Annotated in this window: 35 protein-coding genes, 1 tRNA gene and 1 pseudogene; 10 read left to right on the top strand and 27 right to left on the bottom strand. The window is 58.4% G+C overall.

Annotation, left to right across the window (positions count from 1 at the left end):
* Positions 1–87: 87 nt before the first annotated feature.
* Positions 88–678 (bottom strand): NADPH-dependent FMN reductase, encoded by a 591-nt coding sequence (locus HYPMC_RS03930; protein ID WP_013946496.1) that lies wholly within the window; start codon positions 676–678, stop codon positions 88–90.
* A 170-nt stretch (positions 679–848) separates the two neighbouring features.
* On the opposite strand from HYPMC_RS03930, the gene HYPMC_RS03925 reads away from it, so the two are divergent.
* Both HYPMC_RS03925 and HYPMC_RS03920 read left to right on the top strand, forming a co-directional pair.
* Positions 849–2,531 carry an FAD-dependent oxidoreductase gene (locus tag HYPMC_RS03925; protein ID WP_013946495.1) on the top strand — a complete coding sequence of 561 codons (1,683 nt, stop codon included), beginning with the start codon at positions 849–851 and terminating at the stop codon, positions 2,529–2,531.
* Between the two features lie 119 nt (positions 2,532–2,650).
* Positions 2,651–3,145 (top strand): hypothetical protein, encoded by a 495-nt coding sequence (locus HYPMC_RS03920; RefSeq protein WP_013946494.1) that lies wholly within the window; start codon positions 2,651–2,653, stop codon positions 3,143–3,145.
* 36 nt (positions 3,146–3,181) lie between these two features.
* Here the strand turns inward: HYPMC_RS03920 and HYPMC_RS03915 are convergent, their stop codons facing one another.
* On the bottom strand, positions 3,182–3,475 hold the full coding sequence (locus HYPMC_RS03915) for an MliC family protein (protein ID WP_013946493.1): 294 nt from the start codon (positions 3,473–3,475) through the stop codon (positions 3,182–3,184).
* A 183-nt stretch (positions 3,476–3,658) separates the two neighbouring features.
* Between HYPMC_RS03915 and HYPMC_RS03910 the strand changes: the two genes are divergently transcribed.
* The 3 genes and pseudogenes from HYPMC_RS03910 to HYPMC_RS03905 all read left to right on the top strand — a co-directional run bounded on the left by HYPMC_RS03910 (position 3,659) and on the right by HYPMC_RS03905 (position 5,396).
* Positions 3,659–4,030 (top strand): carboxymuconolactone decarboxylase family protein, encoded by a 372-nt coding sequence (locus HYPMC_RS03910; RefSeq protein WP_013946492.1) that lies wholly within the window; start codon positions 3,659–3,661, stop codon positions 4,028–4,030.
* A gap of 43 nt (positions 4,031–4,073) precedes the next feature.
* Positions 4,074–4,181: pseudogene (locus HYPMC_RS24630) on the top strand (cytochrome B); the annotation flags it as partial.
* 174 nt (positions 4,182–4,355) lie between these two features.
* The gene (locus tag HYPMC_RS03905) at positions 4,356–5,396 is read left to right on the top strand and encodes a cytochrome-c peroxidase (RefSeq protein ID WP_013946491.1); all 1,041 of its coding nucleotides are present in this window, start codon (positions 4,356–4,358) and stop codon (positions 5,394–5,396) included.
* Between the two features lie 169 nt (positions 5,397–5,565).
* Here HYPMC_RS03905 and HYPMC_RS03900 read toward each other — a convergent pair whose 3' ends face one another.
* The gene (locus HYPMC_RS03900; RefSeq protein ID WP_013946490.1) at positions 5,566–6,027 is read right to left on the bottom strand and encodes a hypothetical protein; all 462 of its coding nucleotides are present in this window, start codon (positions 6,025–6,027) and stop codon (positions 5,566–5,568) included.
* 877 nt (positions 6,028–6,904) lie between these two features.
* Here HYPMC_RS03900 and HYPMC_RS03890 point away from each other — a divergent pair.
* Positions 6,905–7,174 (top strand): hypothetical protein, encoded by a 270-nt coding sequence (locus tag HYPMC_RS03890; RefSeq protein WP_013946489.1) that lies wholly within the window; start codon positions 6,905–6,907, stop codon positions 7,172–7,174.
* 35 nt (positions 7,175–7,209) lie between these two features.
* On the opposite strand, the gene HYPMC_RS24440 is transcribed toward HYPMC_RS03890, so the two are convergent.
* Together HYPMC_RS24440 and HYPMC_RS24970 are read right to left on the bottom strand one after the other, a co-directional pair.
* The gene (locus tag HYPMC_RS24440; RefSeq protein WP_013946488.1) at positions 7,210–7,386 is read right to left on the bottom strand and encodes a hypothetical protein; all 177 of its coding nucleotides are present in this window, start codon (positions 7,384–7,386) and stop codon (positions 7,210–7,212) included.
* Positions 7,383–7,568 (bottom strand): ribbon-helix-helix protein, CopG family, encoded by a 186-nt coding sequence (locus tag HYPMC_RS24970; protein ID WP_013946487.1) that lies wholly within the window; start codon positions 7,566–7,568, stop codon positions 7,383–7,385. Before HYPMC_RS24970 ends, HYPMC_RS24440 begins: the two co-directional genes overlap by 4 nt.
* 462 nt (positions 7,569–8,030) lie before the next feature.
* Between HYPMC_RS24970 and HYPMC_RS03880 the strand changes: the two genes are divergently transcribed.
* Positions 8,031–9,005 (top strand): hypothetical protein, encoded by a 975-nt coding sequence (locus HYPMC_RS03880; protein WP_013946486.1) that lies wholly within the window; start codon positions 8,031–8,033, stop codon positions 9,003–9,005.
* A gap of 71 nt (positions 9,006–9,076) precedes the next feature.
* Here HYPMC_RS03880 and HYPMC_RS03875 read toward each other — a convergent pair whose 3' ends face one another.
* The 21 genes from HYPMC_RS03875 to HYPMC_RS03775 all read right to left on the bottom strand — a co-directional run bounded on the left by HYPMC_RS03875 (position 9,077) and on the right by HYPMC_RS03775 (position 21,652).
* Entirely contained in the window at positions 9,077–9,436 is a 360-nt protein-coding gene (locus tag HYPMC_RS03875; protein ID WP_013946485.1) for a hypothetical protein, read from the bottom strand.
* Positions 9,429–10,100, bottom strand: a complete 672-nt coding sequence (locus HYPMC_RS03870; RefSeq protein WP_013946484.1) for a hypothetical protein — start codon at positions 10,098–10,100, stop codon at positions 9,429–9,431. Before HYPMC_RS03870 ends, HYPMC_RS03875 begins: the two co-directional genes overlap by 8 nt.
* Before the next feature lie 22 nt (positions 10,101–10,122).
* Positions 10,123–10,335 carry a hypothetical protein gene (locus HYPMC_RS03865; protein WP_157135391.1) on the bottom strand — a complete coding sequence of 71 codons (213 nt, stop codon included), beginning with the start codon at positions 10,333–10,335 and terminating at the stop codon, positions 10,123–10,125.
* Between the two features lie 89 nt (positions 10,336–10,424).
* On the bottom strand, positions 10,425–10,679 hold the full coding sequence (locus HYPMC_RS03860; protein WP_013946482.1) for a hypothetical protein: 255 nt from the start codon (positions 10,677–10,679) through the stop codon (positions 10,425–10,427).
* Positions 10,680–12,573: 1,894 nt separating this feature from the next.
* Entirely contained in the window at positions 12,574–13,122 is a 549-nt protein-coding gene (locus HYPMC_RS03850) for a hypothetical protein (RefSeq protein ID WP_013946480.1), read from the bottom strand.
* Positions 13,123–13,232: 110 nt separating this feature from the next.
* Positions 13,233–13,982 (bottom strand): HK97 family phage prohead protease, encoded by a 750-nt coding sequence (locus HYPMC_RS23085; RefSeq protein WP_013946479.1) that lies wholly within the window; start codon positions 13,980–13,982, stop codon positions 13,233–13,235.
* Between the two features lies 1 nt (position 13,983).
* Positions 13,984–14,187 (bottom strand): hypothetical protein, encoded by a 204-nt coding sequence (locus tag HYPMC_RS03840; protein ID WP_013946478.1) that lies wholly within the window; start codon positions 14,185–14,187, stop codon positions 13,984–13,986.
* A 65-nt stretch (positions 14,188–14,252) separates the two neighbouring features.
* The gene (locus HYPMC_RS03835) at positions 14,253–14,519 is read right to left on the bottom strand and encodes a hypothetical protein (RefSeq protein ID WP_013946477.1); all 267 of its coding nucleotides are present in this window, start codon (positions 14,517–14,519) and stop codon (positions 14,253–14,255) included.
* Between the two features lie 243 nt (positions 14,520–14,762).
* Positions 14,763–15,647, bottom strand: a complete 885-nt coding sequence (locus tag HYPMC_RS24085; protein WP_013946476.1) for an AAA family ATPase — start codon at positions 15,645–15,647, stop codon at positions 14,763–14,765.
* A 13-nt stretch (positions 15,648–15,660) separates the two neighbouring features.
* Positions 15,661–15,882, bottom strand: coding sequence for a hypothetical protein (locus HYPMC_RS03820; RefSeq protein ID WP_041299688.1), 222 nt, complete (start codon positions 15,880–15,882; stop codon positions 15,661–15,663).
* A gap of 29 nt (positions 15,883–15,911) precedes the next feature.
* On the bottom strand, positions 15,912–16,148 hold the full coding sequence (locus tag HYPMC_RS03815) for a hypothetical protein (protein ID WP_041299686.1): 237 nt from the start codon (positions 16,146–16,148) through the stop codon (positions 15,912–15,914).
* A gap of 2 nt (positions 16,149–16,150) precedes the next feature.
* Positions 16,151–16,297, bottom strand: coding sequence for a hypothetical protein (locus HYPMC_RS24080; protein WP_157135390.1), 147 nt, complete (start codon positions 16,295–16,297; stop codon positions 16,151–16,153).
* A 27-nt stretch (positions 16,298–16,324) separates the two neighbouring features.
* Positions 16,325–17,332 carry a hypothetical protein gene (locus HYPMC_RS03810; RefSeq protein ID WP_013946473.1) on the bottom strand — a complete coding sequence of 336 codons (1,008 nt, stop codon included), beginning with the start codon at positions 17,330–17,332 and terminating at the stop codon, positions 16,325–16,327.
* Positions 17,332–18,273, bottom strand: coding sequence for a hypothetical protein (locus HYPMC_RS03805; protein ID WP_013946472.1), 942 nt, complete (start codon positions 18,271–18,273; stop codon positions 17,332–17,334). Before HYPMC_RS03805 ends, HYPMC_RS03810 begins: the two co-directional genes overlap by 1 nt.
* Entirely contained in the window at positions 18,260–18,391 is a 132-nt protein-coding gene (locus tag HYPMC_RS24850; RefSeq protein ID WP_013946471.1) for a hypothetical protein, read from the bottom strand. The genes HYPMC_RS03805 and HYPMC_RS24850 overlap by 14 nt, the downstream gene beginning before the upstream one ends.
* The gene (locus HYPMC_RS03800) at positions 18,384–18,653 is read right to left on the bottom strand and encodes a hypothetical protein (RefSeq protein WP_013946470.1); all 270 of its coding nucleotides are present in this window, start codon (positions 18,651–18,653) and stop codon (positions 18,384–18,386) included. Before HYPMC_RS03800 ends, HYPMC_RS24850 begins: the two co-directional genes overlap by 8 nt.
* 207 nt (positions 18,654–18,860) lie before the next feature.
* Positions 18,861–19,193 (bottom strand): hypothetical protein, encoded by a 333-nt coding sequence (locus HYPMC_RS03795; protein ID WP_013946468.1) that lies wholly within the window; start codon positions 19,191–19,193, stop codon positions 18,861–18,863.
* A gap of 2 nt (positions 19,194–19,195) precedes the next feature.
* A complete protein-coding gene (locus HYPMC_RS03790) occupies positions 19,196–19,414 on the bottom strand; it encodes a helix-turn-helix domain-containing protein (RefSeq protein ID WP_013946467.1) in 219 nt (72 codons plus the stop codon).
* Positions 19,415–19,505: 91 nt separating this feature from the next.
* Positions 19,506–20,165: a hypothetical protein gene (locus HYPMC_RS03785; protein ID WP_013946466.1), complete on the bottom strand. Its 660-nt coding sequence runs from the start codon at positions 20,163–20,165 to the stop codon at positions 19,506–19,508.
* The gene (locus tag HYPMC_RS03780; protein ID WP_013946465.1) at positions 20,162–21,391 is read right to left on the bottom strand and encodes an integrase arm-type DNA-binding domain-containing protein; all 1,230 of its coding nucleotides are present in this window, start codon (positions 21,389–21,391) and stop codon (positions 20,162–20,164) included. Before HYPMC_RS03780 ends, HYPMC_RS03785 begins: the two co-directional genes overlap by 4 nt.
* A 171-nt stretch (positions 21,392–21,562) precedes the next feature.
* Positions 21,563–21,652: transfer RNA gene (locus HYPMC_RS03775), tRNA-Ser, on the bottom strand.
* A 135-nt stretch (positions 21,653–21,787) separates the two neighbouring features.
* Here HYPMC_RS03775 and HYPMC_RS03770 point away from each other — a divergent pair.
* Both HYPMC_RS03770 and msrA read left to right on the top strand, forming a co-directional pair.
* Complete coding sequence (locus HYPMC_RS03770; protein ID WP_013946463.1) at positions 21,788–22,279, top strand: hypothetical protein; 492 nt, start codon at positions 21,788–21,790, stop codon at positions 22,277–22,279.
* Positions 22,280–22,397: 118 nt separating this feature from the next.
* Positions 22,398–23,072, top strand: coding sequence for a peptide-methionine (S)-S-oxide reductase MsrA (msrA, locus tag HYPMC_RS03765; protein ID WP_013946462.1), 675 nt, complete (start codon positions 22,398–22,400; stop codon positions 23,070–23,072).
* Positions 23,073–23,294: 222 nt separating this feature from the next.
* Here msrA and mepA read toward each other — a convergent pair whose 3' ends face one another.
* On the bottom strand, positions 23,295–24,803 hold the full coding sequence (mepA, locus tag HYPMC_RS24625; protein ID WP_013946461.1) for a penicillin-insensitive murein endopeptidase: 1,509 nt from the start codon (positions 24,801–24,803) through the stop codon (positions 23,295–23,297).
* Positions 24,804–24,978: 175 nt separating this feature from the next.
* On the opposite strand from mepA, the gene HYPMC_RS03755 reads away from it, so the two are divergent.
* On the top strand, positions 24,979–25,689 hold the full coding sequence (locus HYPMC_RS03755) for an alpha/beta family hydrolase (RefSeq protein ID WP_013946460.1): 711 nt from the start codon (positions 24,979–24,981) through the stop codon (positions 25,687–25,689).
* The last annotated feature ends 27 nt before the right edge of the window (positions 25,690–25,716 follow it).

The raw sequence follows: 25,716 nt of genomic DNA, 5'->3' as shown, positions 1-25,716 counted from the left end.
CCAGTCTATTTTCCTCCGATAAGGCAGTTCCGACGAAAGCGCCATCTGAAAAACAACGCCAGACGCACCAAGCGAAGCTTCACAATATCAGTAAGGTGGCGCCCGTTTCGCCCGCTGGGCCTTGGCTGCTTCCGTCCACCAGGAAAGATCGTCGGCAAAACGCGGAAACATCTTTTCCAAGGCTTTGCCACCTTCACCCATCGCCTCGCCGTCGGGGCCGAGCGTCTGCCCGATCGGACCGACCGATAGCGTACTGGAAACGACGATCATTCCCATTTCCGAAAGCGTCCCGTGCCAAGCCGTCGCCGAACGAACGCCCGACAGGCGTCCGGCCGAATAGCTCGCGATCGCCGCCGGTCTCCAGAACCATTCTTCAAGAAAATGATCGGTGAGGTTTTTGAGGCCCGGCTGCATGCCCCAATTGTATTCGCCGACCACGAATAAAAATGCGTCCGCGGCTTTGATCTTCTGCGCCAGCTCTTCCAGCGCCGCAGGCGCAGTGCCGGGCTTGTGCTCCTTGTACATCCGGTCAAGCATCGGCAGGTTCACGGCTTTCGCATCGATCAATTCGACATCGGCGCCGCGCTGCTTCAAGCGCGACACGAGAAAATTGGCAAGCCGAATGCCCATCCGATCGCTGCGATATGAACCGTAAAAAACGAGAATTTTATCGGACACCCTGATCTCCCTGTCCCAAGATACATCGCAACGGGACTGACAACGACGCCGGCGGCGTTTCAGTTCCATGACCTGCCGCGCTTTTATCCGGGCTTTATCCGCCCTATTTCGTTGCGCAACACCGCAGTCGTGAATATTGAATACCTATAACGACGTAAATGCGAGTTGCCATGACCTCCAACGTGCGTTCCCTCACCGCAAATCGGCACGAGCAGATGTTCCCGCATCTCGAAACATACGAGATCGAGCGCGTACGCCGTTTCGGAGAGATCGAATCCTTTGCCGCAGGCGATGCGCTTGCGCAGGTCGGCAAGGTCGGCGCCGGTGTGATCATCGTGCTGAGCGGCAGCGTCGATGTCACCCAGCGCGACATGAAGGGGCATGACACGCCCATCGTCACGCACGGACCGGGCTCGTTCATGGGAGAACTTGCGCAGTTGTCCGGCCGTCCCTCGCTCGTTGATGCCGTCGCGACGACGGCGGTCGAAGCGCTCGTCATCGCACCATCGAGACTGCGCGCCCTTCTCATCGCCGAAGCCGAGCTTGGCGAACGGATCATGCGTGCACTGATCTTGCGTCGCGTCGGCCTCCTGGAAACGGGAGCAGGCCCTGTCATCGTCGGCCGCGCAGGCAACAGCGACGTTATCCGCCTGCAGAACTTCCTGTCGCGCAACGGCCATCCTCATGTTGACCTCGACCCTGAAAACGATCCGGAAGCACGCTGCCTTATCGAGCGCTTCCACGTCGATCCATCCTCACTTCCAATCGTGCTTTGCCCGAGCGGCGACCTTCTGCAAAACCCGACCGAATTGAAGCTCGCCCGCTGCCTTGGCCTCGTTGGCCCGCTCGATGAAAACCGCCTCTACGACGTAACGATCGTCGGTGCGGGACCGGCGGGCATGGCCGCAGCCGTTTATGCCGCCTCCGAAGGACTGTCGGTGCTTATTCTCGATTGCCGCTCGTTCGGCGGGCAGGCCGGCGCGTCCTCGCGCATCGAAAACTATCTGGGCTTTCCCACCGGAATAACCGGCATGGCCTTGATGGCGCGCGCCTTCAATCAGGCGCAGAAGTTTGGCGCCGAATTCGCCATTCCCTCGGAGGTCGTCGGCCTCGAAACACATGGCAGCGGCAGCACCACCAGTTTCACGCTGCGTCTCGCGGACGGCCAATACGTCCGCACGCGCACCGTCGTTGTCGCGACCGGCGTCCGCTATCGCCGCCTCGGCGTCGAGAACCTGCACGATTTCGAAGGCAGCAGCGTCCACTACTGGGCGTCTCCGATCGAAGGCAAGCTGTGCTCGCAGCAGGAGGTCGTCCTCGTCGGCGCCGGAAATTCCGCCGGACAGGCCATCGTCTACCTCGCAGGCCGCGCCAAAAAAGTCTGGTTGCTCGCGCGCGGCGGCGATATCTCGCTCTCGATGTCGCAATATCTCGTTGACCGGATCAAAGGCCTACCCAACGTCGATATCCATACGAATTCGGAAATCACGCGCCTCGAAGGTAACGATGGCATCCTCGAAACGATCGCGTGGCGCTCTCCGTCCGGCGACGAAGTTTGCCGTAGCGTCCGCCACCTCTTTCTGTTCATCGGTGCCGATCCCGAAACCGGCTGGCTGGCCGAGACCGGCGTCAAGCTCGACCGCAAAGGCTTCGTCTTGACGGGCGTCGGCGCGGGCGAAGACTGCGCGTCTCTGGAGACTAGCATCCCCGGTATCTTTGCCATCGGCGACGTGCGCGCCGGCTCGATCAAGCGCGTCGCAGCCGGAGTCGGTGAAGGCGCACAGGTCGTCGCCGCGCTTCACACGTTCCTGTCGTCGGCGTCCGCGCCTGTTCAGGCCGCCGCGACTGCCTAAGAAGTTTGCTGTTTTCTGACGTTCAGCCAGCTGCCATAAGTTGGTCGCCTGTTTGGCTTAGCAGACTACTTCCGCCACGATGTGTAGGGTCTCTGCATCGCGGAATTGAGAGGACACGAATGAGTGTTTGGCGAACGACGATTTTGACCGCGGCTTTGGCTATCGCCTGGGCGGCCCCGACACGCGCCGATGAGTGTGACGCTCTGGCCGCGAACGTCCACGCCCAAAACCCCGAAATCGCCGTCGCCGAACGCAATACCCAGGATCAATCGGTCGTGGTCGCACTGAAAGCGGATGGCGTTGACGAATTGACTGTGACCTGCGTCAGCGATGTCGACAAAGCACCCGAGCTGACGGCGAAAGCGAACGCGACATGGCCGTCGTCCGACTTCTACGATCACGTCTCATCCGCGGGCGCTATCGTCATGGCGAGCAGCAGATCAGCCATCCGCAGCGGCTCGGTCCTTTGCGCGCAGCGCGCCATGGCCTCCGATGACAACAACGCGATCTACGACATCAACGGCGATCGTTTCGAGTGCCGGACGACGTCGGGCGTCGGCGGTTCGACACTGATCCGAATTTCAAAACTCAAGACCTCACCGTCGCCACAATAAGCTTCTACGCGGTTCGCGGCCAGGCAGAGCGGACCGTCAGCTCTTGCAGGTCGTCTTACTGTCGCCGCGCGTCAGCGTCGCGTCCCTGCCTTTGATCCAGAACTCGGTATCGCCCTTCACATAGCGGCCACCGTCGGCAGACGGTGCTTGCGGCAGGTTCATCGTCTCGCCCGAACCGGCGAACACAAGATGGGCGGCGCTTGGCGACATGTGAAACGTCGCCGTTAGCTCCGTTTTGTCGGCGCAAACATAATGGACGGGCTCCATCGCCATCGCAGCCGGAGTGGCCGCAACGATTGCCACGAACGCCACAAACAAACGAAGCCGCATATTCCCGTCTCCTCAACCCGTGAGAGCCTAATCTTCAGGCGTCGATGGTTAGTCGATTTCTAATAGCACCGCCGGTTTGAATTCGTCGAGGCGAACCCTGCTGATGACGGACCTTGACGCACATCATAGCGGCTCCCTCACACACGGCGATTTTGTGCGTTAGCCAATGAGGAACGGACGGACATGAAAACCGACTATATGGAGATCACGAAAAACGTCAGCGCCACCTTGAAAGAACTTCGCGCTGGCGCACCTGACGTGATGAAAGGCTTCGGCGCCATCGCTCAGGCCGCGGCCAAGGCTGACGCCCTCGATACCAAAACCAAGGAGCTAATCGCTCTCGCGATCGGCGTCGCCGTCCGGTGTGAAGATTGTATCGCCTTCCATGCCAAAGCGGCCGTCGCTCAAGGAGCGACCGATGCTGAAATCTTCGAAACCCTCGGCATGGCGATCTATATGGGCGCTGGCCCCTCAGTGATGTATGCCGCCCACGCTGTCGACGCCGTCCGTCAATTCGAAGCCGCCAAAGCAGCGGCGACCCCAACGATGGCGTGATCGATCAAGCCGATGGAGGAGGTGCAAGAGGGCCTCGCTTACTTTAGCGCTCGGACTTGTCGCTTTGCATGTAGTCGGCGTCATCTTTGCCAGCGTCGAGCACGGGGAAAATTTGATCAAAGCCATGATAACGGGAAGAAAACGAGTGTGACCGTCAATGCTTCGTGGGCAGCAGTTGTCCTCGGGGATAGCTGCTGCGAAGGGTGATTTCTGAATCACCTCGCGCGGTCATCCTGACCGATAATTCCAATTGCGCGAAATCAAGTCCATCAATGGTTGATGCGTTAGTTTTTTGTTCGCGGGGGTTGGCGAGAAGGAGAAGCGCATGCGACTATTTACAATTCTGACAGTGGTCGCGACTTCTGCGGTCGCGATGTCGGTGGATGCTGCCGATGACCCTCTCATGAAGCAGGCCCAAGCCACCTTCGCTCCTATTCCTCTCACCCCGCCAGTGATTAAAGGCATTGTCTCTACGCCAGCGATGGTGGACCTCGGCAAAGCTCTCTATTTCGATCCGCGCCTTTCGCAAAGTCATAACATCAGCTGCAACACCTGCCATCAAATTGGGCTTGGAGGCGTCGACATGCTTCCAAACTCGATTGGGCACAAATGGCAACACGGCGGCCGAAATGCACCCACAGTTTTGAATGCAGTATTTAACGTCGCGCAATTTTGGGATGGCCGCGCCGCTGACTTGAAAGCCCAAGCTGGTGGGCCGATCCAGAATCCAATCGAGATGGGCATCACCCCCGAACACGCTATTCAAATGTTGAAAGGAATTCCTGGCTACAGCAAGCTTTTTGAAGCGGCCTTCGCTACTGACGCCGATCGCATTACGATGTCCAACGTCGCAACCGCGATTGCGGCCTTTGAAGCGACGCTGATCACCCCCAATGCTCCCTTCGACAAGTATTTGCGAGGCGATGAAGCAGCGCTTACTCCAGAGCAAAAAGAAGGTTTGCAGCTCTTCATGAGCAAGGGATGCTCGTCCTGTCATGCGGGCATAAATGTCGGCGGGCAAATGTATGCGCCCTTTGGCGTAGTCGAAAAACCAGGTGCTGATTTCCTGCCGCCTGATGATAAGGGGCGCTTCCAAGTCACGCACACGGTCAGCGATGAATATGTCTTTCGCGTCCCGCCGCTCCGTAATGTTGCGCTGACAATGCCATATTTCCATACGGGGAAATCATGGGATCTTCGTCAGGCAGTTGCTGTCATGGGCACAAGCCAACTCGGCCAACACCTCACGGACGCGGAAATTAGCAACATCACCTCGTTCCTGGAGTCGCTGACGGGCGAGCAACCCCAAGTCACCTACCCGATACTCCCGCCCAGTACGGTAGAAACGCCTAGGCCGCAGCCATAAGATTCGATGTGAAGGGACGGGCGTGTGACGCGCGGCGGTCGCCCGTCCCCAACAGCGTTTCGCCTATCGACTCCTCGAAATTCCTTCGGCACGCTCAGCAGGAATGCTTCGGCGTCGGCATCGCCAAAACTGTCCCAGGCGAGTTCAATGCCGTTGGCCATTATTGTATTCATGCCTGCATTCCCTCAGCAGGCGTGCGACATGGCATTTCCGATAGCGGGAGTAGGCGGGAATCCTCCACCGCTGCCGAGCGATGGCCAAGCCCCGCGAGATACCCTGCATGGGCGGCGAAGGAGAGAAACGAAGCAACACTGGCCTGCCGGACCAGCATTGCCAGATCCCACCGTTCGTCGGCGGGGCCGATCAGGAAGGCGCCGCCCTTGGCGAGAAACAAGATATCGCCCCCGCTTTCGCGCAAGAAGGGCAGCGTATGCTCAACGTAGCGATCGAATGCTCGTGCACCGCTGATCGGCACAGCAGGCGCCAGTTCAGGGTGGCCTGAATAATCGGCGACATCCCTGAACCTCAGCAGATTGAGCATGACGACGGGGCCGGAAAGATCGCGCTGCACGAACTGGCGCCCCGCGGCCTGTGTCGGTTCGAGATACGATGTCGAGTCGGTTCTGCTCATGGCGGTTCCTTGAATGGGATGTATCGCTGACCGCGCGACCGCGATGGCCACCTCCGGCAACAAACCAGAAGACAGCAATCGTTGACCCGCAGGGGCTGTTTAGGAAATCGAACGTGTCGCGCTTGCCCAGACGCCCGCGCCATTAATACCCGGACGAAATACCTTCGTCAATTGTATCCGGGTAATATATGTCAGCCTTATAGAACCAAGTGACCGTTCACGGCTCGAAGCTCCGCCGCGTTACGAAAGCGGGTGGGGAATATGGAGGAACACCAGAGGAAGCTAATCGTCGTCAAAACGGCACTTCTGACAACAATGGCGGGAGAGTGTCGCTCATATTGCAGCATGAAATAATAGCTACATCAATGCCATAAGGTATGGACGGAAAGCGCGAGACCAACGATGAAACCAACAAACCGTCTAGCGCAGGCGGTATGCCACATGCTTTTTGCGGTTCAGCTTGATCGTTTTTCGCGGAGTGAGCTTCGCAAGCTCGCAGCCGATCTCAGCCCAGCGCAACACGGGCCATCCTTCTTGCGCAGCTATCTCTCGGTATGACTTCGCGAGGTCGCTCACAATCAGCCAGCAGCCTGTCGCCTCCGGAATTGTTTCACGCAAGATCCGAAGGAATTTCGCGGCCTGCAGGCGAGCCGGGTTTGCCGGTTCGCGGCATAGCCGAAAGATCGTGGCGGGCCTCCTAGACGGCTTTCCGCGCGATGTGGCATGGCTTCCCGCGGCAGGGTGCCGGGCCAGGGCCTCGGGCCGGGTACCTGGGCCAGGGGTGCCAGGGGGTGAGGCCGGCGAGGCGGGGCAGGGTGTCGGGCCGGGTACCGGGGCCAGGGGCACGGGCCGGTAGTCCGGGGCAGGATCTCGGGCCTTGGCTGCGCTCCTGAAAAACATTGCCCCGTCAGTGCCCTTGCATCGCGTGCCGTTCGAAATCCTCGGCGAGAGCGATAGCGATTGTTCGCTCTGGCTCGTCGGCGATCTCAGCGGCAAATCTAGCTGCATCGGCACATCGCGCCAAGCTTCCGTGACAACGGTTTCCGTGGAGACTGTTGACCGTTGCCGAAACGACAGGGCTGACGGCTTCCAAGCGCCTAGCGGTGGCTGCCCAGCGCATCAGGTCGTCACCGTCTATGCGGACTAACGCGAGGTCATCGCAGGCTCTCAAGAGGTCGCCCATCAGTTGCCCTTTTTGAGAGCCTTCGCCGCGAGCTTATGCTGGACGTTGGCAACGACCTCAGCGTCCCGCGTTTTCGCAATGTAGGCCCCGCTCAAAACTTTGAGCGCGTCTTCGTATTGGCCACCGCCACGCTTGAACTTCTCAATAGCCCGGTGCAGTTCAGAATTGTCATTCATCGGTTGCGCCTTCTGCGTCCAAGTCCCTCGATAACAAGCTCGCGGATAACGGCGCTTGTGGATTTGCCCTCTGCCTCCGCGATCTTGGCAATGGTCTCTCCGTGCGGATCATCGTCTAACGCAACCTGATAGACGGTCTTTCGGCCTGATGGCGGTCGTCCCCTACGCGGTACTTCTGACATTTCCTGGCTCACGTTTTCCATGCACAATAATTATTCTAATAAAATAATTCAGTCAAGCCTTCTTGACATGCGCTAATTATGTTATTATATTAATGGTATTAAGACGCATTGTGCAGGCCTCTACCCGAACTGAGACGCCAAGCAAGAGACGCCAAAACGGGCGCCGCGAAGCGGAACGGGGATACTCAGAGACGACCGGCGAAGCGATGAAAAGGTCGAAAGGCCAGTGGCGAAGCTTTGCCCGGCCTCGTGGCGTCACGCGCCACCTGATGAGACCCATCAGAAACAAAGCGGCCCCGGACGGTGCAGCAAACACCGAACGAGGCCTTGTCCCAACCCTGATATCACCAGGATCAAAACTATGAATGACATAGCACTAATTGGCATTCTTGTCCCGCTTGCGGCATTCGTCGCGGCTGGACTGTGGATCACCGTCAGCATGTTGGCCGAGGAGATCGGCCGATGAACAACTTCCTCAAAGACGGCCGCGCCCTCGCTCTCGTAGCAGGCGTGGCGTTTGCAATCGGAGGCCTCACGATCCTCCTGGACAAAGACCTGACCTCTCCGACGCAGTGGCAGTCAGGACAGTGGCTCACGATTTTGACAGTGTTCGGCACGATCACCGCCGGCCATCTCATGGTGGACGCAGCTCGCGCCCGTCATGTCTTCGCGGCGATCGGCTTTCTTGTACTGTTCCTCTCCGGTACCGCTCTCGTCGTCTATTCATCGGTCGGGCGCCAAGCGGAGGCCCAGGGCACCACAACGCTCTCGGTCGAAGACACCAACAAAAAGATCGTCGAGAAAAACGAAGACCTGGAGGCAGCCAAGGCCCGCAAAGCCTACGCGGACGATCAGGTTCAGAAAGAGACCGGCAAGCGTGGCTGCGGCCGCAACTGCCGAGACTGGCAGCGGAACGCCAAAGACGTTGAGATCGTGATCGAACAGCTCGAACGCGAGATCGCCGCCCTTGGCCCTCAGAAGCCCGTCAACGCGAAAGCGGTAGCCATGGCAGAGATCGCCATGCTCTTGCACGTACCTGGGACGAAAGATCAGATCGTTGCGGCGCTCGTCTTGCTGATGCCGTTCGCAACGACCCTGTTCTTCGAAGTCGGTTCGATCGTAGCGTTCGGCTTTGCCTTCCGGACTTCTCGGAAGGCTGAGGCCAGCCGCCCGGAAATCCCGGAACGCTCCGTCCCGGTTCCGGCCAACGATGCGTCGGTTTCCGGGAAATCAGAAATTCCGGGAAATACACCAGTCCCTCCGAAAGGCGGGCGCCGCAGGGGTCGGAAAGCCGATAAAACGGTTGTGAACTTTTCGGAAGCATTCCGAGAAAAGCACGGCCGGGCACCATCCGGGGGAGAGATCAAAGCTCAATTCCCGGAATTGCCAGTGAGCACGGCCTACGACTACAGCCAGCGCGCACGGATGTCGGCGTAACATTCTCGCAACGATAGAAGCCCGGTCAGCAATGGCCGGGCTTTTTTGTTGTCCTCAAAGGCAGACGACGGTCAAAAGCCTCCGTGAATAACAACGCCCGGCAAAAGATTTTGCGTTATTGCCAGTTTCAACACCCCTTCGGTCAAATGCGCGGCTCGCTCCGAGATGCCGAACGCGAGAAAGCCGGTATAGGGAATATCGGCATCATCGCGCTTGTCGGCATATCGGAGTTCGATCACTGCAAGCATGCCAAGTTGCTGCAGGTTCTGAGGTGTGCGGCTCCGCATTGCTCGCTCGAGCGGTCCTCGTTCTTCGTCTACCGCGTCAAGCAGTCGATCGCGGTCACACTCGTCTTCTTCGGCATAGATGCGCTGTTCTTCCATCGTGAGTTCGTACCAGCGGTGGAACTCGGGCCATTGTTGATCAGACATGAGCGACCTCCACATCCGATGCGTCATCCGTTTCGTTTGGCCAAGTCGTGCCCGTCAGAGCTTCAAGCCACGCCTCCACCGGCCGTTCGTTGGAGCATTGGAGAAGCCATTCCTTCAGGTGCTTGGCTTGCAGCCCAACGTCGGCCCTTGTTACGGGCGGCACAGAAAGGAAGACGAGAAACTCGTCACTCTCTGCCTCCGAAGCTTCAGCTGCAGCATCATCGAATGCCTTTAGCCCCACCTTCTCAGCTGCCGCATCAGTAGCCCTGCGGCACTGACGCGCGACCTCGACGGCATGCGCCAGTCCCGGGTCTGACGGATAGCGTACCGCTTCTCGCTCAATCCCGATAAGGTTGATTCCGCCATGCGAGCAGAATTTCGCGGCGCGGCCAGTCAGAAGCTCGGCCGGAATTTCCGGTTTGATGGCGGCGTATCTATCATAGGCCGTGTGGATGGCGGCTTCCGCCTCTCTATAGTCCTGGACGAGCGCCTGCCACTTTGCAAACGCCGCGGCTATCTTAGGCGAATACTCGTCCGGCCCATCAATGGCAACGGATCCCGCATTCGCACCGCTTACGGTTGCGATCACTGGAACGGTTGAGGCAAGAGCAGGAACAGCGCCGGCCATCAGTGCTATTGCATTTCGACGTGAATGCTTTTCCATGTCGTCTCTCTCGGGTGGAGGATCAATCCAGAGACTTTCGACGCATCCGCTTCAGTGCCGCTGCGGCGTAGGTTTCGCAAAATCCCTCGATGGCATCTTGCAGGCTCGTTTGATTTTCCGCCGTCGTGACCTTCATGGCTGCGCGAAGTTCCGGGCTGATCCAGATTGATATTTGCACACGCTCTTGCCGCGACGGGGGCAGGTTCTTGACCATCCGTTGATTCTCAACATGCATTGCAGATGGCTTTTTCTATCATGCCCAGCGCGTCATGCAATTTACACATGATAACATGTGTGTGGCGGATGTGAGGCGTTTCCCAAAAGTCAGGGCGGTGACTGCGTGCTTGCGCGAATGGATAAGAATGTTCGAACGGCGACGGTCGCAAGCTCTTCGGCGTCAAGATCGGATACGTTTCCGGCGGAGACGACAACCGTTGCAAGGTGCTCGCGTGCGGCTTCACGTTCTCTCTGGGACACGGACTCTTCCACCTGCAGCCACGCAGCCTCTAACGCCGTCTGAAGACGCTCCACGTCTTCCGGGTCAAATGCACCGGTCTGCACAATTCGCCGTGCGCGCATGGCTCAGTTCCGCTTTCGGCGACACTAAAATAGCCTCGCAAGGCGGTGTCAACGTCCTCGTGACGGCGATCGATGGAACGCTTAGAGCCCGAGCACAAGAATTTCGCAGACAACGCGCTCGATCACACGTTCGATGTTTTGGGTGTAACGACCAACACGCGGTTATGGATATTGCGAAGCGCGATGGATATGCATGGACCTGGAAGCCTGAGCCATTGCACAGGCGATACTTAGTCAACATCTTGGTTGTGAAGGTTGTTCCAGTGAAATGTTCAAAACATAACGATGAAGATTGGCGTTCAGTGCGCTCTCGGTCGCTCGTTCTTTAAAATTAAAGGAACAAGATCATTTGAAATCTGTTATAGTTATGTTGGCGGCCAATGTCCGCATCTGAGTGCGCAGGCCAAATGAGTTTGGCGCGCCATTACTCTAGACAAAAAGGCTAACATGAACATCGGTGAGTTCACCGATCGCGCTCGCGCGATCAGGTTATCGAAAAAGACGAGGTACGATGAAAAGTTCGAAAGGCTCCGCCGCGAACTTAAATCTGAAGGAGCGGCCCCAGCTGTCGTCAGACCTGCTAACGTCCGGCAAAGGACAAAGCCCAGTCGCTCCATACTGCGATTGCCGTGATGGCTCGAACGGATCCTAAATCGAACGACACAACAGAATCTGCCCGCGATGCCACGGGGCAGCGCTCCATCTACTCGTTAAAAAGCCTATCGGTTTCCATCGTAGTGGCCGGGATTGCCGGAACGGTGGTGCTTCTGTCGTCCGAATGGCTCCCATTCTGACAAAACCCAGGAGTGCGAAGGGTCGTCTGTGGAGCGACTTCAAAACGCTCATTATAGCGGCGTTACGCTTCTGGATTTCGCTTTGTCTTGACGGCCTTCCCCATCGAGACCCTTATCGATCTCGCTCTTACAGACGGCTATGGCGTCTTCGCTGGTCCCCATAACCTCGCCCAAAGCCATTGAGCCTTGAGGCTGGCGTCGATAGACGATCCATCGCCAATGCCATTCCGTAGGTCCTATGGGTTTTACTGAGAAATCGATGCCGCGATGCTGCATACTCTGAACTTTCTATCGCCCATCCGCTTCTATCGGAGAGACCCGTGAAATGGCGGCTGAGAAGAAAAATCGGCTGAAGGGGTTTGGGAAAACACACAATGCAGTTTGGAGCCGAGTGTCAGCCTTTTTGTGGTCCGCCCAATCGAGCAACGTTCAGGGTCGTAATGTTATCGCTAGGCTCATTCACGATCGAAAAGTCAGTTACTTTGTTCGCATCAGAGACATAGATCCATTTCAGATCGAAGAGTTCTCCATCCCTAATATAACCGAGCGTCGCCCCCTTGTTTGGGCGCCAAAAGAGAGACGGCGGTAAGACCGTACCGAGCTTTACCCAATTGGGCTCTACGTATTCTGCAATCGGCTTCCAATGAATCATCTATTTTCCAATCCAACACGATCCAGCGACCGAGCCTGCATGACAAATCCAGGAAACGCTCTTGTTGTTCGGTTCGAATTCCCCTTAATCACAGCGAAATAGTAGTAATCAGAATGGAAATGCATTCACCGGGACATAGTCTAGCCTTCGTGTGCTAGCTATCCAACTTCGGTTATTGAGAGACCAAAGCTTTCCAACGCGAACCATCCTACGCTGATGTGCCCCATCTAGATATGGATATCTGTGGTTAGCGCCGCGCGAGGGTAGGGCAGCGAGATTAATCGCTCCTCGACGAGGTAAGATCTGCCGCGCAACAGAAGACTTCCACGCAGCATGTCAGAGAATCGGCTGACGTGCCGGCGAAAGTAGGTGGAGCCCTCAACGCGGCCAGCTTGCCAGTAAAATCACCGCTGCACTCGCGGCGCAAAGAAATCTCAAGACCTGATTTTCAAGCGTGCGACGGACGGCTGGCGGCATCAGATCCCCCTCGCATGGCCGGCGCCGGCAGAGCCTTCACACCAAGTGTGATCGCCTCGTCGAACCAATGAGCCTCCGATTGTGGCTCAGCTACGGCGCCCAGATTGCGATACTCGCCGTCGTCGGTCTGGGCGATGAGCATTCCTGAGCGATTGATCACCATCGAAGCAACGAGGCGGTTCGCAGTCTTTTCGCGCTTCAGGCGCTCAACTGCCTCGCAAACTTCCTGTTCGACCAATGGCCGAACGGCTTCCGCGCTAAGCATCGGGATCTCGGCAAAGGCTTCTTGAACTCGGACATCGACGTAAGGCCTCACGGCATCGATTACCCGAGCAACGATCGCGCTTTCGTCTACAGCCGGAACGCCGCGCAAGGCCACGGCGTCAATCCGCTGATCAATCCGATCTAAACGCCCCTCGACCCGTTGCAGCCGATCAAGAATTTGTCCGAGGTCGCGGTCAACGAGCGCCCTTACAGCTGCGACAACCTCTTCCCCGAAAGCCTTACCGTCGAAGCTCATCGATGAGCGCTCCCTCGCATTCGTCTAACCCCACCGGGCGGGCCATTCGCTCAAACCCGCCCGGCAGGTATGCCACGTCGCGATGCTCCCAGCGACGGGCGAACCGCATGTCACCGTCCCCGTCGCGCGCGGCGAAGCTCTTCTGCAGTCAAACGCACTACGCAGCTTGTAACGCCAGCCGCTGCTCGCCGCCGTTGCGATGCCAATTGCTCTTTCACCATCGCGATTTCTAGCTTTTCGCGCTCTGTAAGGCGCAAAGTTCTCGGCTGCGCTTTCACGCTTGTTTGAGCCTCTGTCAGCTTGATGATGCGCCCCTTTTTGCCGGCTGAACGCATCACATCGACAGTCCCACGCAAACCAAGCCGATCGTATTTTGCAATTTCGCGGGTGGCATCGGACATAGATTTTGCTGAGAATATCCTGGCATCGGCGTTTGCCGGAATTGAAACCAAGCTCAACTCCAACCACTCCCAAGACTTCCAACGGACGCCGCCATTCGGCATAATTTCAACCCCGTCCGGCAATGATCGGAAGCCGATCGATACGGCGCCGCGAAGCTGCGCCTTGATAAGTTGCCACGTCGAATCAACGAGATCTTTTGCTGCGCCGGGCTCTGCTATCTTCGCAATGCGCGCGCGAAATTCGATGCCCGCCGACGTGGCTCGTGCTTCAATGACTTGCCCGACTGCCTGGCGTGAATCGTGATCCAACAGCATCGGCAGCGGCACCTTAAATTTGCCGCCTAATGGCTCTACGACATCGCCTTGGCGATCGACGGAAGGCGTTGTGGCGATACCTTCGATGATCCGGTCATCTTCTGAGACGCGTTTGATCGTAAGTCTGGAATAAGCGCGGTCCATTTTAGTTGATCTCCTGGTGCGCCATCTCGGGTGCCACGCGTTGCAATATGGCGTTCTCTATCGCCCGAGCGAGGTTGATCGTGAATTCACCGCGCCGTTGCGGATCTCGGAGCGCATCAGGCGCATGGCCCGCGGCTTTCCACTGTTCGACCATGAGATTATGAATCTCGACGATCTCGGCATCCGACAGGATTTGGCCGTGCATCCATTCCCCCGACAACAATTCTGCAAATCATTGTACGCGAACGCGAAGGACGAGTTTGAAACGCGTTACAGCGATGATGCTCCGCCGAGGATCGCGCCGCGCACGAACCGTTCGAGAGCATCACGAACGGCCGTCCGGTCGTCGGCAAGCGCTGCGGAAAGGAAGCCGAGTTCAATCAAAACATCCTCGGTCTCTGCGGCCGGAAGCTGAAGGGTGATGCAGAATTCCCCGGCATGGCGACGACGTCGATGGCGGGTCACGCGTTCGCGGCTCTGCGATCGGCGGGTGTCTTCGGGCAGTGAGATCGCGGTTTTGACGAGGTCAGTTGCCATCGGTTTTCCCCCGAAGGTACGCGCCTGGTACGCAGATGCGTGCGCTGCGTACTGAATTTTGATTTCGGCTCGTCTTTGGATTTTTCAAAAGGAGAAAATCTCTTTTAAATTTCGTGGCTTGGCCGTTTGATTTCACGTCGCCGTTTGATTTATTTTTCAGAGGCGGGAAAAAAATCTGCGAATATTTGGGACGCGGGTGCGAAAGAAACGCCGCTCTGTGCATTTGCAACTCCCCCCCCCTGGTCACGGCGTCGGCCACGGCCACGCAATGCGCTCATCACCAGTCCGTCGCTCATAGTCTTGCCACCACGCACTGACGACGGCCTGTGTCCGCTCCAGATCGCGGCCCTCATCCCTGCCAGCATTGGCAAGGCATGTGGCTGCGTCGGTCTCTAAGACGACGATGCGTTGAGGCTGTAGGGCCGTGGCCCAGAATTGCCGATGGTTGGCGTTAGGCTCAGCGACGATCAGCCAGGCGACCTCGTAGTCGGATGGACGGGATAGGCCGCCGATCATGTCATTGCGGAAGTACAGCGCCGCATTGAGCCATCGGGTGCGGTCCCAGGCGTGCTGAGGCTCACCTGAGATCTGCGAGGCGATGACATCGAGGTCGATGACCAAGTCTTTGCTGCCGGCGTGTTGGCGAACGTAGGTTGACTTCCCTGATGCCGGCGGGCCGCACACAATGGTGAGCGGTATGATGGACGGGGATAACCATTTCGGATGGATCGCAGCCGTCTGGTCGCCCTTCTCGAGCGCCTGCTTTTTGCTGTCGTGGAAATGCTTACTGACCGTCCAAAGATTGCTCGGCGACCAGAATAACTCGGGGTCGCCGTTGTGCGGGATTTTATGGTCGCATACCGGAGAATTGGGAGCGGGATGAGTTCCGCCTAGAATGATACCTGTGGCTTGGCAGACGTACAGATCGCGCTTAAAAATTTCCAAACGCAGCCGTTGCCAACGGGAGCTGTGATACCAGGCGCGACACGCGACGGCGCCCTCGCGCTCGTTGAGGCGGTTCCGTTCGCGTTCCTGTCGCGTCGCGGCAGGCTTGGGCGCTGCGGATAAGCGTGACGGCAGAGTTGCCAACCGTGGCGGCAAGCTTTTCAAGCGGGGCGGTTTTGCCATGTGATGCGGGTCCTTAATTCGTTCGATCTTCGGGCGGGAGATCAGAGTCATCACAGAGGCCGTAGCGACGCGCAACAGCCAGAAAGATCTGGTCTCCCGTTTTCTCGTCGCAATTGATGCCGCCGTGCTTGTTCAATTCGAGCCTGATTTCGCGCGCGATCGTCTTGAGCAAATGAGGCGGTGCACCCATTTCGACGGCGGCAATCTCGAAGTCCTCGTCGGCAAATTCTGTCATCTGGCCATCCGGTAGAATAAAAGCTCCCATCAGTGCACCGCCTTTCCATGTTTGTTGTGCTCGTTCACGAGTTCCAAGACGGTCTCGCCGATCTGATCGATTTCGGCTCGCGTGGGAAACCGCCCGTGCTTGGTGGTGAAGAGGCCGACGCCACGCATGATCAGATCATTGATGCGCTCGATACGCTCAGCCTTTTCAAAGAGCAGAGTGCGGATCTCATCCTTTACCGCCGCAATGATCTTTTCGCTTCGTTCGTCCAGTGCCACGGTCAATGCCTCCTCGTCGGGTTAGAGATGCCGTAGAAATCCGAGATCGCAGCGGCCAAGAGCAGCGCTTCGCTCTCGTCGGGCTGTCGGCCGAAGTGCTCAGCAAAGGCGGCCAACGCCGCTCTCGTTGTTTGTTCGATTGGGTTCATTGTTGTCCTCATCGAAATGGGATGGCGTTATCTGCTCATAGACGTTCGCCGGAGAGCACGCGCTCGGTCCTCGGCGTCTCTCTCGGCTCTCCCGTATGTTCGGGGCGCGAAGTACGTTTCGCCGTCCTCGAAATCGTATCGGAAAAACGTATCACCCCTTGCCTCTACTTCGGCCTTCGCCGCGACCACGAGTGAAAGACGATTATGCGTTTCAGTCATGATCTGATCTTCTGTCCAACCCGATCGATCTTTCGAGTAGGCTACGGTCGAGCGAACGGCGCGCACGTCTTCAGGAAGGGAATTGAGGTACGCTTCGTGCTCGGCTGCCCTGCGAGCGCGCTCGGCTCTGTCAGCTCGGATTTTGTGGATTTTCTCAAGCACACCTGGGGGGAATGCCTCTTCTGGCATTCGATCCAGAACGTCGTCGGGTCGCGTCAAAAGTAACGCGTCACTATAGCCTTGGCGCGTTCGATCGTCCGCCGCTTCGATATCGGGAAGTTGGCGCTCGATCTCTTCGCGAAGGTAAATGATCTGCAGATCACGAGGGACGATGCAGCCAGGCTCACTAGGATCGCCGAATTGTCGAGCTGCGGAATACCGCTCTAGCAGATCGCCGTTGTTCTTTTTTAGAAATTCATCAGTGGGCGTCTCTGCCCACTTGCCACCGAGCCAGTACCAAACAACCCAGCGCCGCCACAGTCGATCGGTTAGCGCGCAGGCTTCACGGACGTCCTGTACAGTCGGCAAACTCGCGAAGCTGCGAGTATTCCTAGGATTGTGAAAGACAAGCCAGTCCAATGTCCACAAGGCCACGGCCAAAGCGAAACCTGCGACAGCTTTGATGTAAAGACCGAGTAGTACGCGCTTGTCTGCCTCCGTCATTCCCGTCGTCGGGGACGCGGTTAAAAGCTCCACTGCGGCGCGGGTGACAGCGGCTTGCGGCCGATCAGTAGGAACGATAGCCGAACCGTTCTCGGGCATCAGCGTTACTGATTGAGGTTTGATGGCAGGCAGCGTGGTTTTTCCGAAAGCCATCAGAGATCTCCGTCAAGACCAAATTGTTCGGCAGCTATTTCAGCGAAGCCTTTGCGCCCAGCGCTACGGCTCGACCGTGGCTGAAACCGCGGGTCCCCGAGCCATTGCAGGAGCGATGCTTCCCAATCGGCACTAACGGATTTGTGGATGCGCTGATGGTTATCGAAAGCAACGAGGCGTTCTCGGAGATGTCCTGACGGCCAGCCACGTTCTGCGGCGTAAGCTTTGCAAATTTCGCCTAGGCGCTCTCTCTCGCTCTCGTGCACCCAATCCCAAGGGCGCTTGCCAGTAGCCCGAGCTTTGCGCTTCGCTGGCTTTCCAGCATCAATGACAAGGAGCGTTGTTTCCGGGGTGTGCGAACCAAAGTTCGCAAGACTTACTTCACTTATTGGGTTCCTATTTTTTATAGGTTCCTGTCGGCTCAAAAAGTCAGAGTCAGAAAGGGACGAAAAAGTCGGAGTCAGCTTTTCTGACCCTGACTTTTTGATCGGGGTGGGGTTCACTCTGACATTTTGGTCGGGGTCAGCTTTTCGCTCGTTGATCTTGGCGACGGCATCCGCGATCAAGTGGTCGAGAAATTCAGGATCAATTCTGCCATAGCCATAATGGACAAGAGCACGGCCGCCGGTGATTGGCGCGTGTCGCTTCGTCCGAAGGTAACCGGTGGCCTTCAATTTCCTGATCGAACGATCGATCACGTCGTAGGTGTAGCCCGTGACTTCAGCGAGCAGATCGTATCCCGGCCACGCTCGCATGGTCTTATCGTTCATGAAATACGAGAGTGCCGCCATCACGCGGACGCATGCCGGCGGAAGCCGATTGTCCAACGCTGCGTTCTGTAGGGCCAAAGATCGGGCCAGACGAAAGCCGGTCCGTACATTCGCCTCATCGATTTCATCGAGCGAATGCCGCACGTCGGAGGCTTGTTTAGTGTCCAACATCTTTTGCCTCCCGGCCTTGTGTGACATCCGCAAGCTCTTTCAGCATGAGGCGCTCGAACTCCTCGCCGAAGTCGCTGTAATCGGCGGAAAGAGGCTCCTGCAGAGCGAGGTCATCCATGAGCAGCGGCCTCCAAAAGACACGCAAACTCATGAGCAAAGCGGGGATCCTCGACTTCTCGCGAGACCTGTTCGGCGAACATCACGGCCGCGGAACAGAGGCGTAGCGTGCGGGCTTCGTCGACCGATAGGAGCGGCAGCGCTCGGTCGGCGACGCGATCGAGCGTGGCGATCGTTGAATTGCCGAGCAGCAGCGACACGGGATGCTGAAGGATGTCGGATGCTAACCGCGCTTCGTCAGGTACGGATTTGAGATGTGCCATGTCGGTCCCTTTCAAGGATCGAGACGGCACCTGCAAAAACCTTGCAGTTAAGCGCGACACAGACTAAATTCATCGCGCCGTCTAAGTTGGATTGGATTGAGCGAATTTTGACAGCCATCGGTGCCAGCCGGTGGTTGTTTCCTTTTGTGCATCTGACGTCGAAGCGCAGACGGGCGTCGTGACTTTCGGGTAGGTTGGTAGCGGCGATCATGGGAAAGCCGCTCCTTGCTCTGACGCTGATGCGCCAATCGCCTTTTCGTGGGTCGCCGGGTCATAGGGATGCCAAGGCGCGAACTTCGGTCCGTACTTCACGCTTTCGATGACCGTCAGCCCGGCGGCGCGCTCGATATCCAGTCGCATGGCGACGACGCTGGAACCGGCGTGAAACACTTCCAGGGTCCCGGTTATACCCAGCGCCTTCAGGACGCGGCAGGCATCGAGCGCGGGTTGTTTGGATCCGCTGACGATCTTGTCGCGGCCGAGGAAGGCATCGAAGCGGCCTCGGCCAATGTCGTCGAGATCGATGCAAGTCGCGACCATGATCACGCGGCCTCCGTCTGTTGGCCGCGCCTGATGACAGGCCGATCGCGGATCAAAGCCAGAAAATCAGTGCGCGCGATCAGCCGCCCACGCCCGAACTCGCGGTAGGGCAGTAAGCCGTTCTTCATCGCGTCGTATACTTGGGTGCGGTTGAGCCCGAAAATGCGCGCGCCTTCGAGAGGGCGGTAAAATTCAGGTGCTTCGATATCGTCTTTTCGCATTCGTCCCTCCATCAGTAATGGGTACGAAGGGGACGATGCGGGACGGCAAAGAAAAAAGCGAAGTCGATAAGTATGGTTCGTTTTGTTGATACTATCTTACGGCACTATCACGGTAAAAAATGGGACGGTATGCCTCAACGCGTTGCTCAATCTTGGAAGCCATCCGTTTGGCCCGCTGAATGAAGGCTTCTTTGTCATATGATCTAAAATGCAACGCGTTAGGAAGCACATCGTAGGTTGCGCGCAAAAGATCACAGAAGCTCTCAGAAACTATTGCCTGTCCGTTCTTTCGGCGAAGTATCGGAGTAGCCTTGCAGCCCTCGAAATAGATGCGGGCAAGGTCCATTATCAACCGATCAATGCCAGCATCCCTCGGTTTGCACTTTCTGATATTCTGCCGCCTAAAATCTTCGGTTGCTTGTGTCGATATTTCGGAGAGTTGCCGCAGGCGAGAGGCAAACTCAGTGACAGTGAGACCGAATAAAGCTTTGCACTCATCATCGAGCGCCCACGGTGAGCGCGCGATGCCCTGCGAGGCTTGGAGAATAATTTCACTCAGATTCATCCTCTCGGCATAAAAGATGGCCGGCTGATCGGCCATAAGCTCGTCGAATTGCAGAGATTCAACGTGACCTTTTACGGTGGCGTTGATCTTGACATAAAGCCGCTCGATGTCTGCGACATCAGCGAAGATTGGTCCGGTGAGGCTTCTTAATCTTCGCAACTGTTCAGCAGCGTCCCACTCGGTCATGCCGCCACCTCGCGAGCGAGCACCACAATTCGGCCGGTCACTTTGATCTGCTCAAGCCAATCGGCCCACCACTGCAGCATCGAGCGGCGACCTGCCAAATATTCCGCAGCATTGTAAGCAGCGCGCGTCTCGTCCCGTTCATCGTGCGCAAGCTGTTTTTCGATCCAATCGTCATCGAACCCAGCTTCGTTCAGCAGTGTCGAGGCAACGCCTCTAAAACCATGAATCGTTGCGCGGCCGTGATAGCCGAGGCGATAAAGTGCGTAGAGCATGCAGTTATTCGACATGCAGCCTTGTTTTGACGGAGACGGAAACAGAAAGCCTTCCGCCTTGGCGCCGGGCATCGCACGCAACTCGTTGAGTGCGGCCACCGCTTGGCGCGACAATGGCACGAGATGTTCGAAGCGGGCCTTCATCCGCTCGGCGGGAATGCGCCATAGCGGCTCGTCGCCGTCGAGATTTTCAAATTCTTCCCAGCGCCCCGCACGTAGCTCGGTCGTTCGCACCATCGTCAGCACGATCAAGCGGAGCGCAAGACCCGTTCGCGGCTCGCCGTAATAGTCATCGATCGTGCGCAGAAATCCGGGCAAATCATGCCGGGGCATCGGCTTGTGATGCCGTTGCCGCCCTTTCGGCTTCAAGGCGCCCTTGAGCGCAGCCGATGGATCATGCTTGGCGCGGCTCGTGACGACGGCGTAGCGAAAGATTTGACCGCACGTCTGACGCAAGCGCTTTGCCTGTTCTAGTGCTCCGCGCTTCTCAACCTTGCGCAGCGTCTCGAGGAGTTCGGGAGCATCAATGTCCGCGATCGGCCTATTTCCCAGCGCCGGGAAGATGTCGGCTTCCAACCGTCTCAGGATTTGGTCCGCGTATAGTGGCGTCAAAGCGTGGCGGCGATCGGCAATGTATTCGAGAGCGATCGATCTGAACGTCGCGTCGGCGGAAACCTTTGCGGCGATCTTGTCCCGCCGCTTCTGAGCAGCGGGGTCGATGCCATCGGCCAACAACCGCTTCGCCTTCTCCCGGCCCTCTCGCGCCTTTGCGAGAGCAATCGTCGGGTAGACACCCATCGCCAACGTCTTCTGTTTTCCAGCGAAGCGGTAGGCGAGCCGCCAAAGCTTCGTGCCGCCGGTTTGGACGAGCAGGTGCAGCCCGCCGCCGTCACTAATCTTGAAAGGTGAGGGTCCGGGTTTGGCCGCCCGGATCGCGGCATCGGTCAATGGCATGCTATCCGCCTCTCGGCTGTTGGTACTTCCGACCCCAACACCAACGCGGATACCTACAATTTTCTTGGATGCAGTAGGACACAGTGGGACGGAACGGGACGTATAATGCCCGTGTTTGCTGGAAAAATCAATAAGCGAAGGAGACTAATGGGATGCAGCGGGACGTCAAATTGGCGGAGAGAGTGGGATTCGAACCCACGAGACCCTTGCGAGCCTACACGCGTTCCAGGCGTGCGCCTTCAACCACTCGGCCATCTCTCCGTCCGGTTCGTGGAAGGGGCGCACTATACGCATCCGCATCCCGAGCGCAACGGCACCCTGAAATGATTTTCCCCAGCTTGACGCTGGGCCGCAGGGGCCGCAAAACTGGCGCTGGCTCATGAGCAACTGCCACCTATGACCAGCTCCACGCTTCTCAAGGTCTTTTCAGCTTTGGCAGCCGCTTCGGCGGCCGTTTACGGTTGGCTTTGGTACACCTCGGGCGAACAGCCGACGGCGTGGCTGCTGCGCGTCGCCGCCGCCGCGCTGCTGATTGCCTTGGTCGCAGGCTTCGTGAACCCCGAATCCCGCCCGCGCCTCATGCTGCGCTTTCTCGCCGCGCTGTTCGCCCTCTTCACCCTCATCTCCTTCGCCGCCGACGTTTCGCGGCCTCGAAGCGACGGCGAAGGCGCAATCTCGCTGTTGCAGCACCTTCACAACCTTGCTCCGGCGTTCGTGTCAGCCCTGGAGCGTACGGTCACCCGCATAACCGGGCCGGTTGGCTGGGATCCGGTGCTGACCTCGGTCCTGTCGCTTCCGGCGACGATGATCTTCCTGCTGCTGGCCATCGCCTGCGGCTTTCTCGGTCGCCCGCGCCGCCGGATTCGAATTTTCGCCAACGACTATTGAAGCCCGCAACCAGCGCGCCATTTGCACCCGGAAGCGAATTTGCAGGCCTTCTGAAACGAACGGGGAACGGCCGTCGTATACTGGGGCATCCACCCCAACGATAAAAAGGAGCTAATCCATGTTCGCACGTAAGCGCGTCGTCATGCCGACCGCCGAGACCGCCCCGAAGGGCCGTCCGACCGCGATCCTCTCCGCCAATGCCGAGCACTATCTCTTTTCGCGCCCGCTGCATGGCCCCTACCCGGCCGGCCTGGAAGTCGCGATTTTCGGGCTCGGCTGTTTCTGGGGCGCCGAACGCCTGTTCTGGCAGTTGGGTGACGGCATCTGGATCACCGCCGTCGGATACGCGGGCGGCTACACGCCGAATGCGACCTACGAGGAGGTTTGCACCGGCGCGACCGGCCACGCCGAAGTTGTTGTCGTCGTCTATGACCCGAAGGTCATTTCCTACGAGACGCTGCTGAAGACGTTCTGGGAAGCGCACGATCCGACCCAGGGCTTCCGTCAGGGCAACGACGTCGGCACTCAGTACCGGTCGGCGATCTACACCACCACGCCCGAGCAGTTTGCAGCGGCTGAGGCTTCGAAGAAGGCCTATGAGGCTGCGATCGCCGGCAAGGGCTACGGTGCGATCACGACGGAGATCCAGCCTGCGCCGCCGGTCTATCTGGCTGAGGATTATCACCAGCAGTACCTGGCGAAGATCCCCCACGGCTACTGCGGCCTGAAGGGTACGGGCGTCTCCTGCCCGATGCCCGCTTCTGACGCAGCATCGGCGGAAGTAAAGGGCTAAGTCCGCCTAGTCGCTATTCCAACGTCATCCCGGCGCAGGCCGGGGTCCAGACAAGTCGAAAGACGACGCGAGCTGATGCTTGCCTGGGTGCCGACCTCCGTCGGCATGACGTTGTTGCGAGTACGCTCACAAACTTCGCCACCGCCCACCATCATGTTGTCTCGCCCGCAGGAGCGCGATGATCGAAATGGCCTCCCGGCACAAACGGGGATGACGTCCGGCCTACTTCGGATCGGCTGTCGCAGATTTATGCATATGCGGACGCAGCGCCGGGCTCTTCGCGAGTTCCGCGGGTGACCCCTTGGCACCTCCGGCAGTCGACGCCTTGTAGAGAGCCATATTCACGGCAGCAGCCTTTGCCAGCGCTTTCTTCACCTGCACCCTCGTCATCAGGGCAGCGGTCGGAATTTTGATCGGATCAGGCCCGGAAGCCAGTACCGCCTGACACTCCTTCGGCAAATCCGAAAGCATGATCGGCGGGCTCGGCGCCCTTGGCGGCCCAGGCGGACGCGGCGCTGGCGGCCCCTTTGCCGGAATAACCTTCGCCAGCCACTGCGTCACTTCCTTGCCGCATCCATCGTCGCCGGTGGGTGGCACTTGCGGCGTACATCCTGCAGAGCCCGGCGGACATTTGATGCGCATATGGAAGTGATAGTAATGGCCGTACCACGGCCGCACTTTGCCGAGCCACGCACGATCTGTTCCCGCCCGCTCGCACAGCGCCTTCTTGATCGCCGGATGTACGAAAATCCGCTCAACCTCCGGATATGACGCTGCGCGCTTGATGAGCGCCACCTGCTTCGACGTGAACACCTTCGGATCGACTTTCAATCCGGTGTCATCCAGCATCGACGTGGCATCCAGCGTCTCGCGCTCTTTCCGCGTAAGCCGTTTCTTGGGCATCGGCGTCAGCCAGAAGTCGGCATCAAGACCGATCTGATGGCTGGCATGTCCCGTCACCATCGGACCGCCGCGCGGCTGCGCGATATCGCCGACCAGCAGGCCCGGCCAACCGTCGAGCTTCTGGGCATCCTTGGCGAACCGTTCGATCAGCGCGATCAAGACCGGGTTGCCCCAGTTGCGATTGCGCGAGAGCCGCATTTCCTGCCACGCCGGACCGTCGATCGGCAACGGCACACCGCCCGCCAGACATCCACGCGAATAACTGCCGATCGAACGCGCCTCCATCGGCGCAGGCTTCTTGGCTTCCCCGAACAGTTGTTTCGCACCGACAAATGTCGGCCAAGTCGGCTTCTTCGGTGCCGTCAGTCCTGGAATCGGCTCAACTTTGATTTTGACGTTGATCGAAACCGGCGGCTTCTTCGACGATTTCGCGGGTGTCGTTGCGGCGCTTGCAGCCTCGGGCTTGTCGGAAACGGAGCCGGTCGTCGTGCTGGCGGCAGCAGGAGCCGCGGTATCCGACGACGGCGCCTCGGCATCGTCACCCGGCGGTTCGCTTGGCTCGGAATCAGACTGCGTCAACGCGTGCGGCCGCGCCACGAAAGCAGGAAGCGTCGAACCTTGCGCTCCGTCTGCATGCCCAGGATCGGGCGCTGACGGAACATCGCTTGCGTCATCGCTCTGTCCGGACGCAGCATTCTGCGCGGATTCCGCCTGCGACGGCTGGATGAAACCAAACAAACTCGGCGTGTCGGATGCCTGAACCAGCGAACTACCGATCGCCGCCAATGCGCAGACGACCGCGAGCGCCAAGACCTTTGCGGCTCTCATGCTTCGTCCCCGTTTACCTCATGACACTTACTTTAGCTCAATCTCGGGCGAAAATCAGACCCAGCCTGCAATTTTAAGGCGCAACGGCACGCCTGTCACATCCTCGCCCTGTAATTTCGCTGGTACGCCAACTGCCGGCACTGTATCAGCTCGTCCTTTTCGCATCGTGACCACCATGACCCGCGTTCAAAAATCACCCGGCGCAACAGTAAAAAAGCCTGCGTCGTCGGCTCTGCCGGCATTCCGCATCGACCGCGGAAGCGCTGCAGCCGACACGCGACTGATCTTAGCGCATGGCGCAGGCGCGGGGATAAGTTCGCCGTTCCTCGACACAATGGCTGCTCTCTTGGACGAACGCGGCCTGGCGCTCACGCTCTTCGAGTTTGGCTACATGGCCGGACGTCGCGATGGGGGCCCGAAGCGCCCGCCGCCGCGCGCAGAAGTCCTCGTCGATGAATACCGCGCGTGCATCGATGCCATCCACGCCGCGTATCCACGCGCCACACTCGTGATCGGCGGCAAATCGCTCGGCGGCCGGGTCGCGAGCCTCGTCGCCGACGAGCTCTTTGCGAAAAAGGCGATCACTGGCCTCGTCTGTCTCGGCTATCCGTTCCATCCGCCCGGCAAACCCGATCAGCTACGGACCGAGCACCTCAAAAATCTTCGTTGCCCGGCCCTGATCGTTCAGGGCGAACGCGACCCATTCGGCAGCCGCGCCGAAGTGGAAAAATATCCGCTTTCGAACAAAATTGCACTCGTCTGGATGGACGACGGCGACCACGATTTCGGGCCGCGTGGCGCGTCGGGCTTCACGCGCAAAGGCAATCTCGCAGCCGCCGCCGACGCCGTTGCGGCATTTGTCACGGAGATTTCGAAGGCGCGTTGACGCTGCCCGCCCGTGCACCTACGGTGC

The organism is Hyphomicrobium sp. MC1 (assembly GCF_000253295.1).
Classification (GTDB): Bacteria; Pseudomonadota; Alphaproteobacteria; order Rhizobiales; family Hyphomicrobiaceae; genus Hyphomicrobium_B.
This window is presented reverse-complemented; position numbering and strand designations above follow the sequence as displayed.

Bases quoted from the DNA above. Each gene is read 5' to 3' on its own strand.
- HYPMC_RS03925 (WP_013946495.1), top strand. From the start codon at position 849: ATGACCTCCAACGTGCGTTCCCTCACCGCAAATCGGCACGAGCAGATG.
- HYPMC_RS03920 (WP_013946494.1), top strand. From the start codon at position 2,651: ATGAGTGTTTGGCGAACGACGATTTTGACCGCGGCTTTGGCTATCGCC.
- HYPMC_RS03915 (WP_013946493.1), bottom strand. From the start codon at position 3,475: ATGCGGCTTCGTTTGTTTGTGGCGTTCGTGGCAATCGTTGCGGCCACT.
- HYPMC_RS03910 (WP_013946492.1), top strand. From the start codon at position 3,659: ATGAAAACCGACTATATGGAGATCACGAAAAACGTCAGCGCCACCTTG.
- HYPMC_RS03905 (WP_013946491.1), top strand. From the start codon at position 4,356: ATGCGACTATTTACAATTCTGACAGTGGTCGCGACTTCTGCGGTCGCG.
- HYPMC_RS03900 (WP_013946490.1), bottom strand. From the start codon at position 6,027: ATGAGCAGAACCGACTCGACATCGTATCTCGAACCGACACAGGCCGCG.
- HYPMC_RS24440 (WP_013946488.1), bottom strand. From the start codon at position 7,386: ATGAATGACAATTCTGAACTGCACCGGGCTATTGAGAAGTTCAAGCGT.
- HYPMC_RS24970 (WP_013946487.1), bottom strand. From the start codon at position 7,568: ATGTCAGAAGTACCGCGTAGGGGACGACCGCCATCAGGCCGAAAGACC.
- HYPMC_RS03880 (WP_013946486.1), top strand. From the start codon at position 8,031: ATGAACAACTTCCTCAAAGACGGCCGCGCCCTCGCTCTCGTAGCAGGC.
- HYPMC_RS03875 (WP_013946485.1), bottom strand. From the start codon at position 9,436: ATGTCTGATCAACAATGGCCCGAGTTCCACCGCTGGTACGAACTCACG.
- HYPMC_RS03870 (WP_013946484.1), bottom strand. From the start codon at position 10,100: ATGGAAAAGCATTCACGTCGAAATGCAATAGCACTGATGGCCGGCGCT.
- HYPMC_RS03865 (WP_157135391.1), bottom strand. From the start codon at position 10,335: ATGCATGTTGAGAATCAACGGATGGTCAAGAACCTGCCCCCGTCGCGG.
- HYPMC_RS03860 (WP_013946482.1), bottom strand. From the start codon at position 10,679: ATGCGCGCACGGCGAATTGTGCAGACCGGTGCATTTGACCCGGAAGAC.
- HYPMC_RS03850 (WP_013946480.1), bottom strand. From the start codon at position 13,122: ATGAGCTTCGACGGTAAGGCTTTCGGGGAAGAGGTTGTCGCAGCTGTA.
- HYPMC_RS23085 (WP_013946479.1), bottom strand. From the start codon at position 13,982: ATGGACCGCGCTTATTCCAGACTTACGATCAAACGCGTCTCAGAAGAT.
- HYPMC_RS03840 (WP_013946478.1), bottom strand. From the start codon at position 14,187: ATGCACGGCCAAATCCTGTCGGATGCCGAGATCGTCGAGATTCATAAT.
- HYPMC_RS03835 (WP_013946477.1), bottom strand. From the start codon at position 14,519: ATGGCAACTGACCTCGTCAAAACCGCGATCTCACTGCCCGAAGACACC.
- HYPMC_RS24085 (WP_013946476.1), bottom strand. From the start codon at position 15,647: ATGGCAAAACCGCCCCGCTTGAAAAGCTTGCCGCCACGGTTGGCAACT.
- HYPMC_RS03820 (WP_041299688.1), bottom strand. From the start codon at position 15,882: ATGACAGAATTTGCCGACGAGGACTTCGAGATTGCCGCCGTCGAAATG.
- HYPMC_RS24080 (WP_157135390.1), bottom strand. From the start codon at position 16,297: ATGAACCCAATCGAACAAACAACGAGAGCGGCGTTGGCCGCCTTTGCT.
- HYPMC_RS03810 (WP_013946473.1), bottom strand. From the start codon at position 17,332: ATGGCTTTCGGAAAAACCACGCTGCCTGCCATCAAACCTCAATCAGTA.
- HYPMC_RS03805 (WP_013946472.1), bottom strand. From the start codon at position 18,273: ATGTTGGACACTAAACAAGCCTCCGACGTGCGGCATTCGCTCGATGAA.
- HYPMC_RS24850 (WP_013946471.1), bottom strand. From the start codon at position 18,391: ATGGATGACCTCGCTCTGCAGGAGCCTCTTTCCGCCGATTACAGCGAC.
- HYPMC_RS03800 (WP_013946470.1), bottom strand. From the start codon at position 18,653: ATGGCACATCTCAAATCCGTACCTGACGAAGCGCGGTTAGCATCCGAC.
- HYPMC_RS03795 (WP_013946468.1), bottom strand. From the start codon at position 19,193: ATGGTCGCGACTTGCATCGATCTCGACGACATTGGCCGAGGCCGCTTC.
- HYPMC_RS03790 (WP_013946467.1), bottom strand. From the start codon at position 19,414: ATGCGAAAAGACGATATCGAAGCACCTGAATTTTACCGCCCTCTCGAA.
- HYPMC_RS03785 (WP_013946466.1), bottom strand. From the start codon at position 20,165: ATGACCGAGTGGGACGCTGCTGAACAGTTGCGAAGATTAAGAAGCCTC.
- HYPMC_RS03780 (WP_013946465.1), bottom strand. From the start codon at position 21,391: ATGCCATTGACCGATGCCGCGATCCGGGCGGCCAAACCCGGACCCTCA.
- HYPMC_RS03770 (WP_013946463.1), top strand. From the start codon at position 21,788: ATGACCAGCTCCACGCTTCTCAAGGTCTTTTCAGCTTTGGCAGCCGCT.
- msrA (WP_013946462.1), top strand. From the start codon at position 22,398: ATGTTCGCACGTAAGCGCGTCGTCATGCCGACCGCCGAGACCGCCCCG.
- mepA (WP_013946461.1), bottom strand. From the start codon at position 24,803: ATGAGAGCCGCAAAGGTCTTGGCGCTCGCGGTCGTCTGCGCATTGGCG.
- HYPMC_RS03755 (WP_013946460.1), top strand. From the start codon at position 24,979: ATGACCCGCGTTCAAAAATCACCCGGCGCAACAGTAAAAAAGCCTGCG.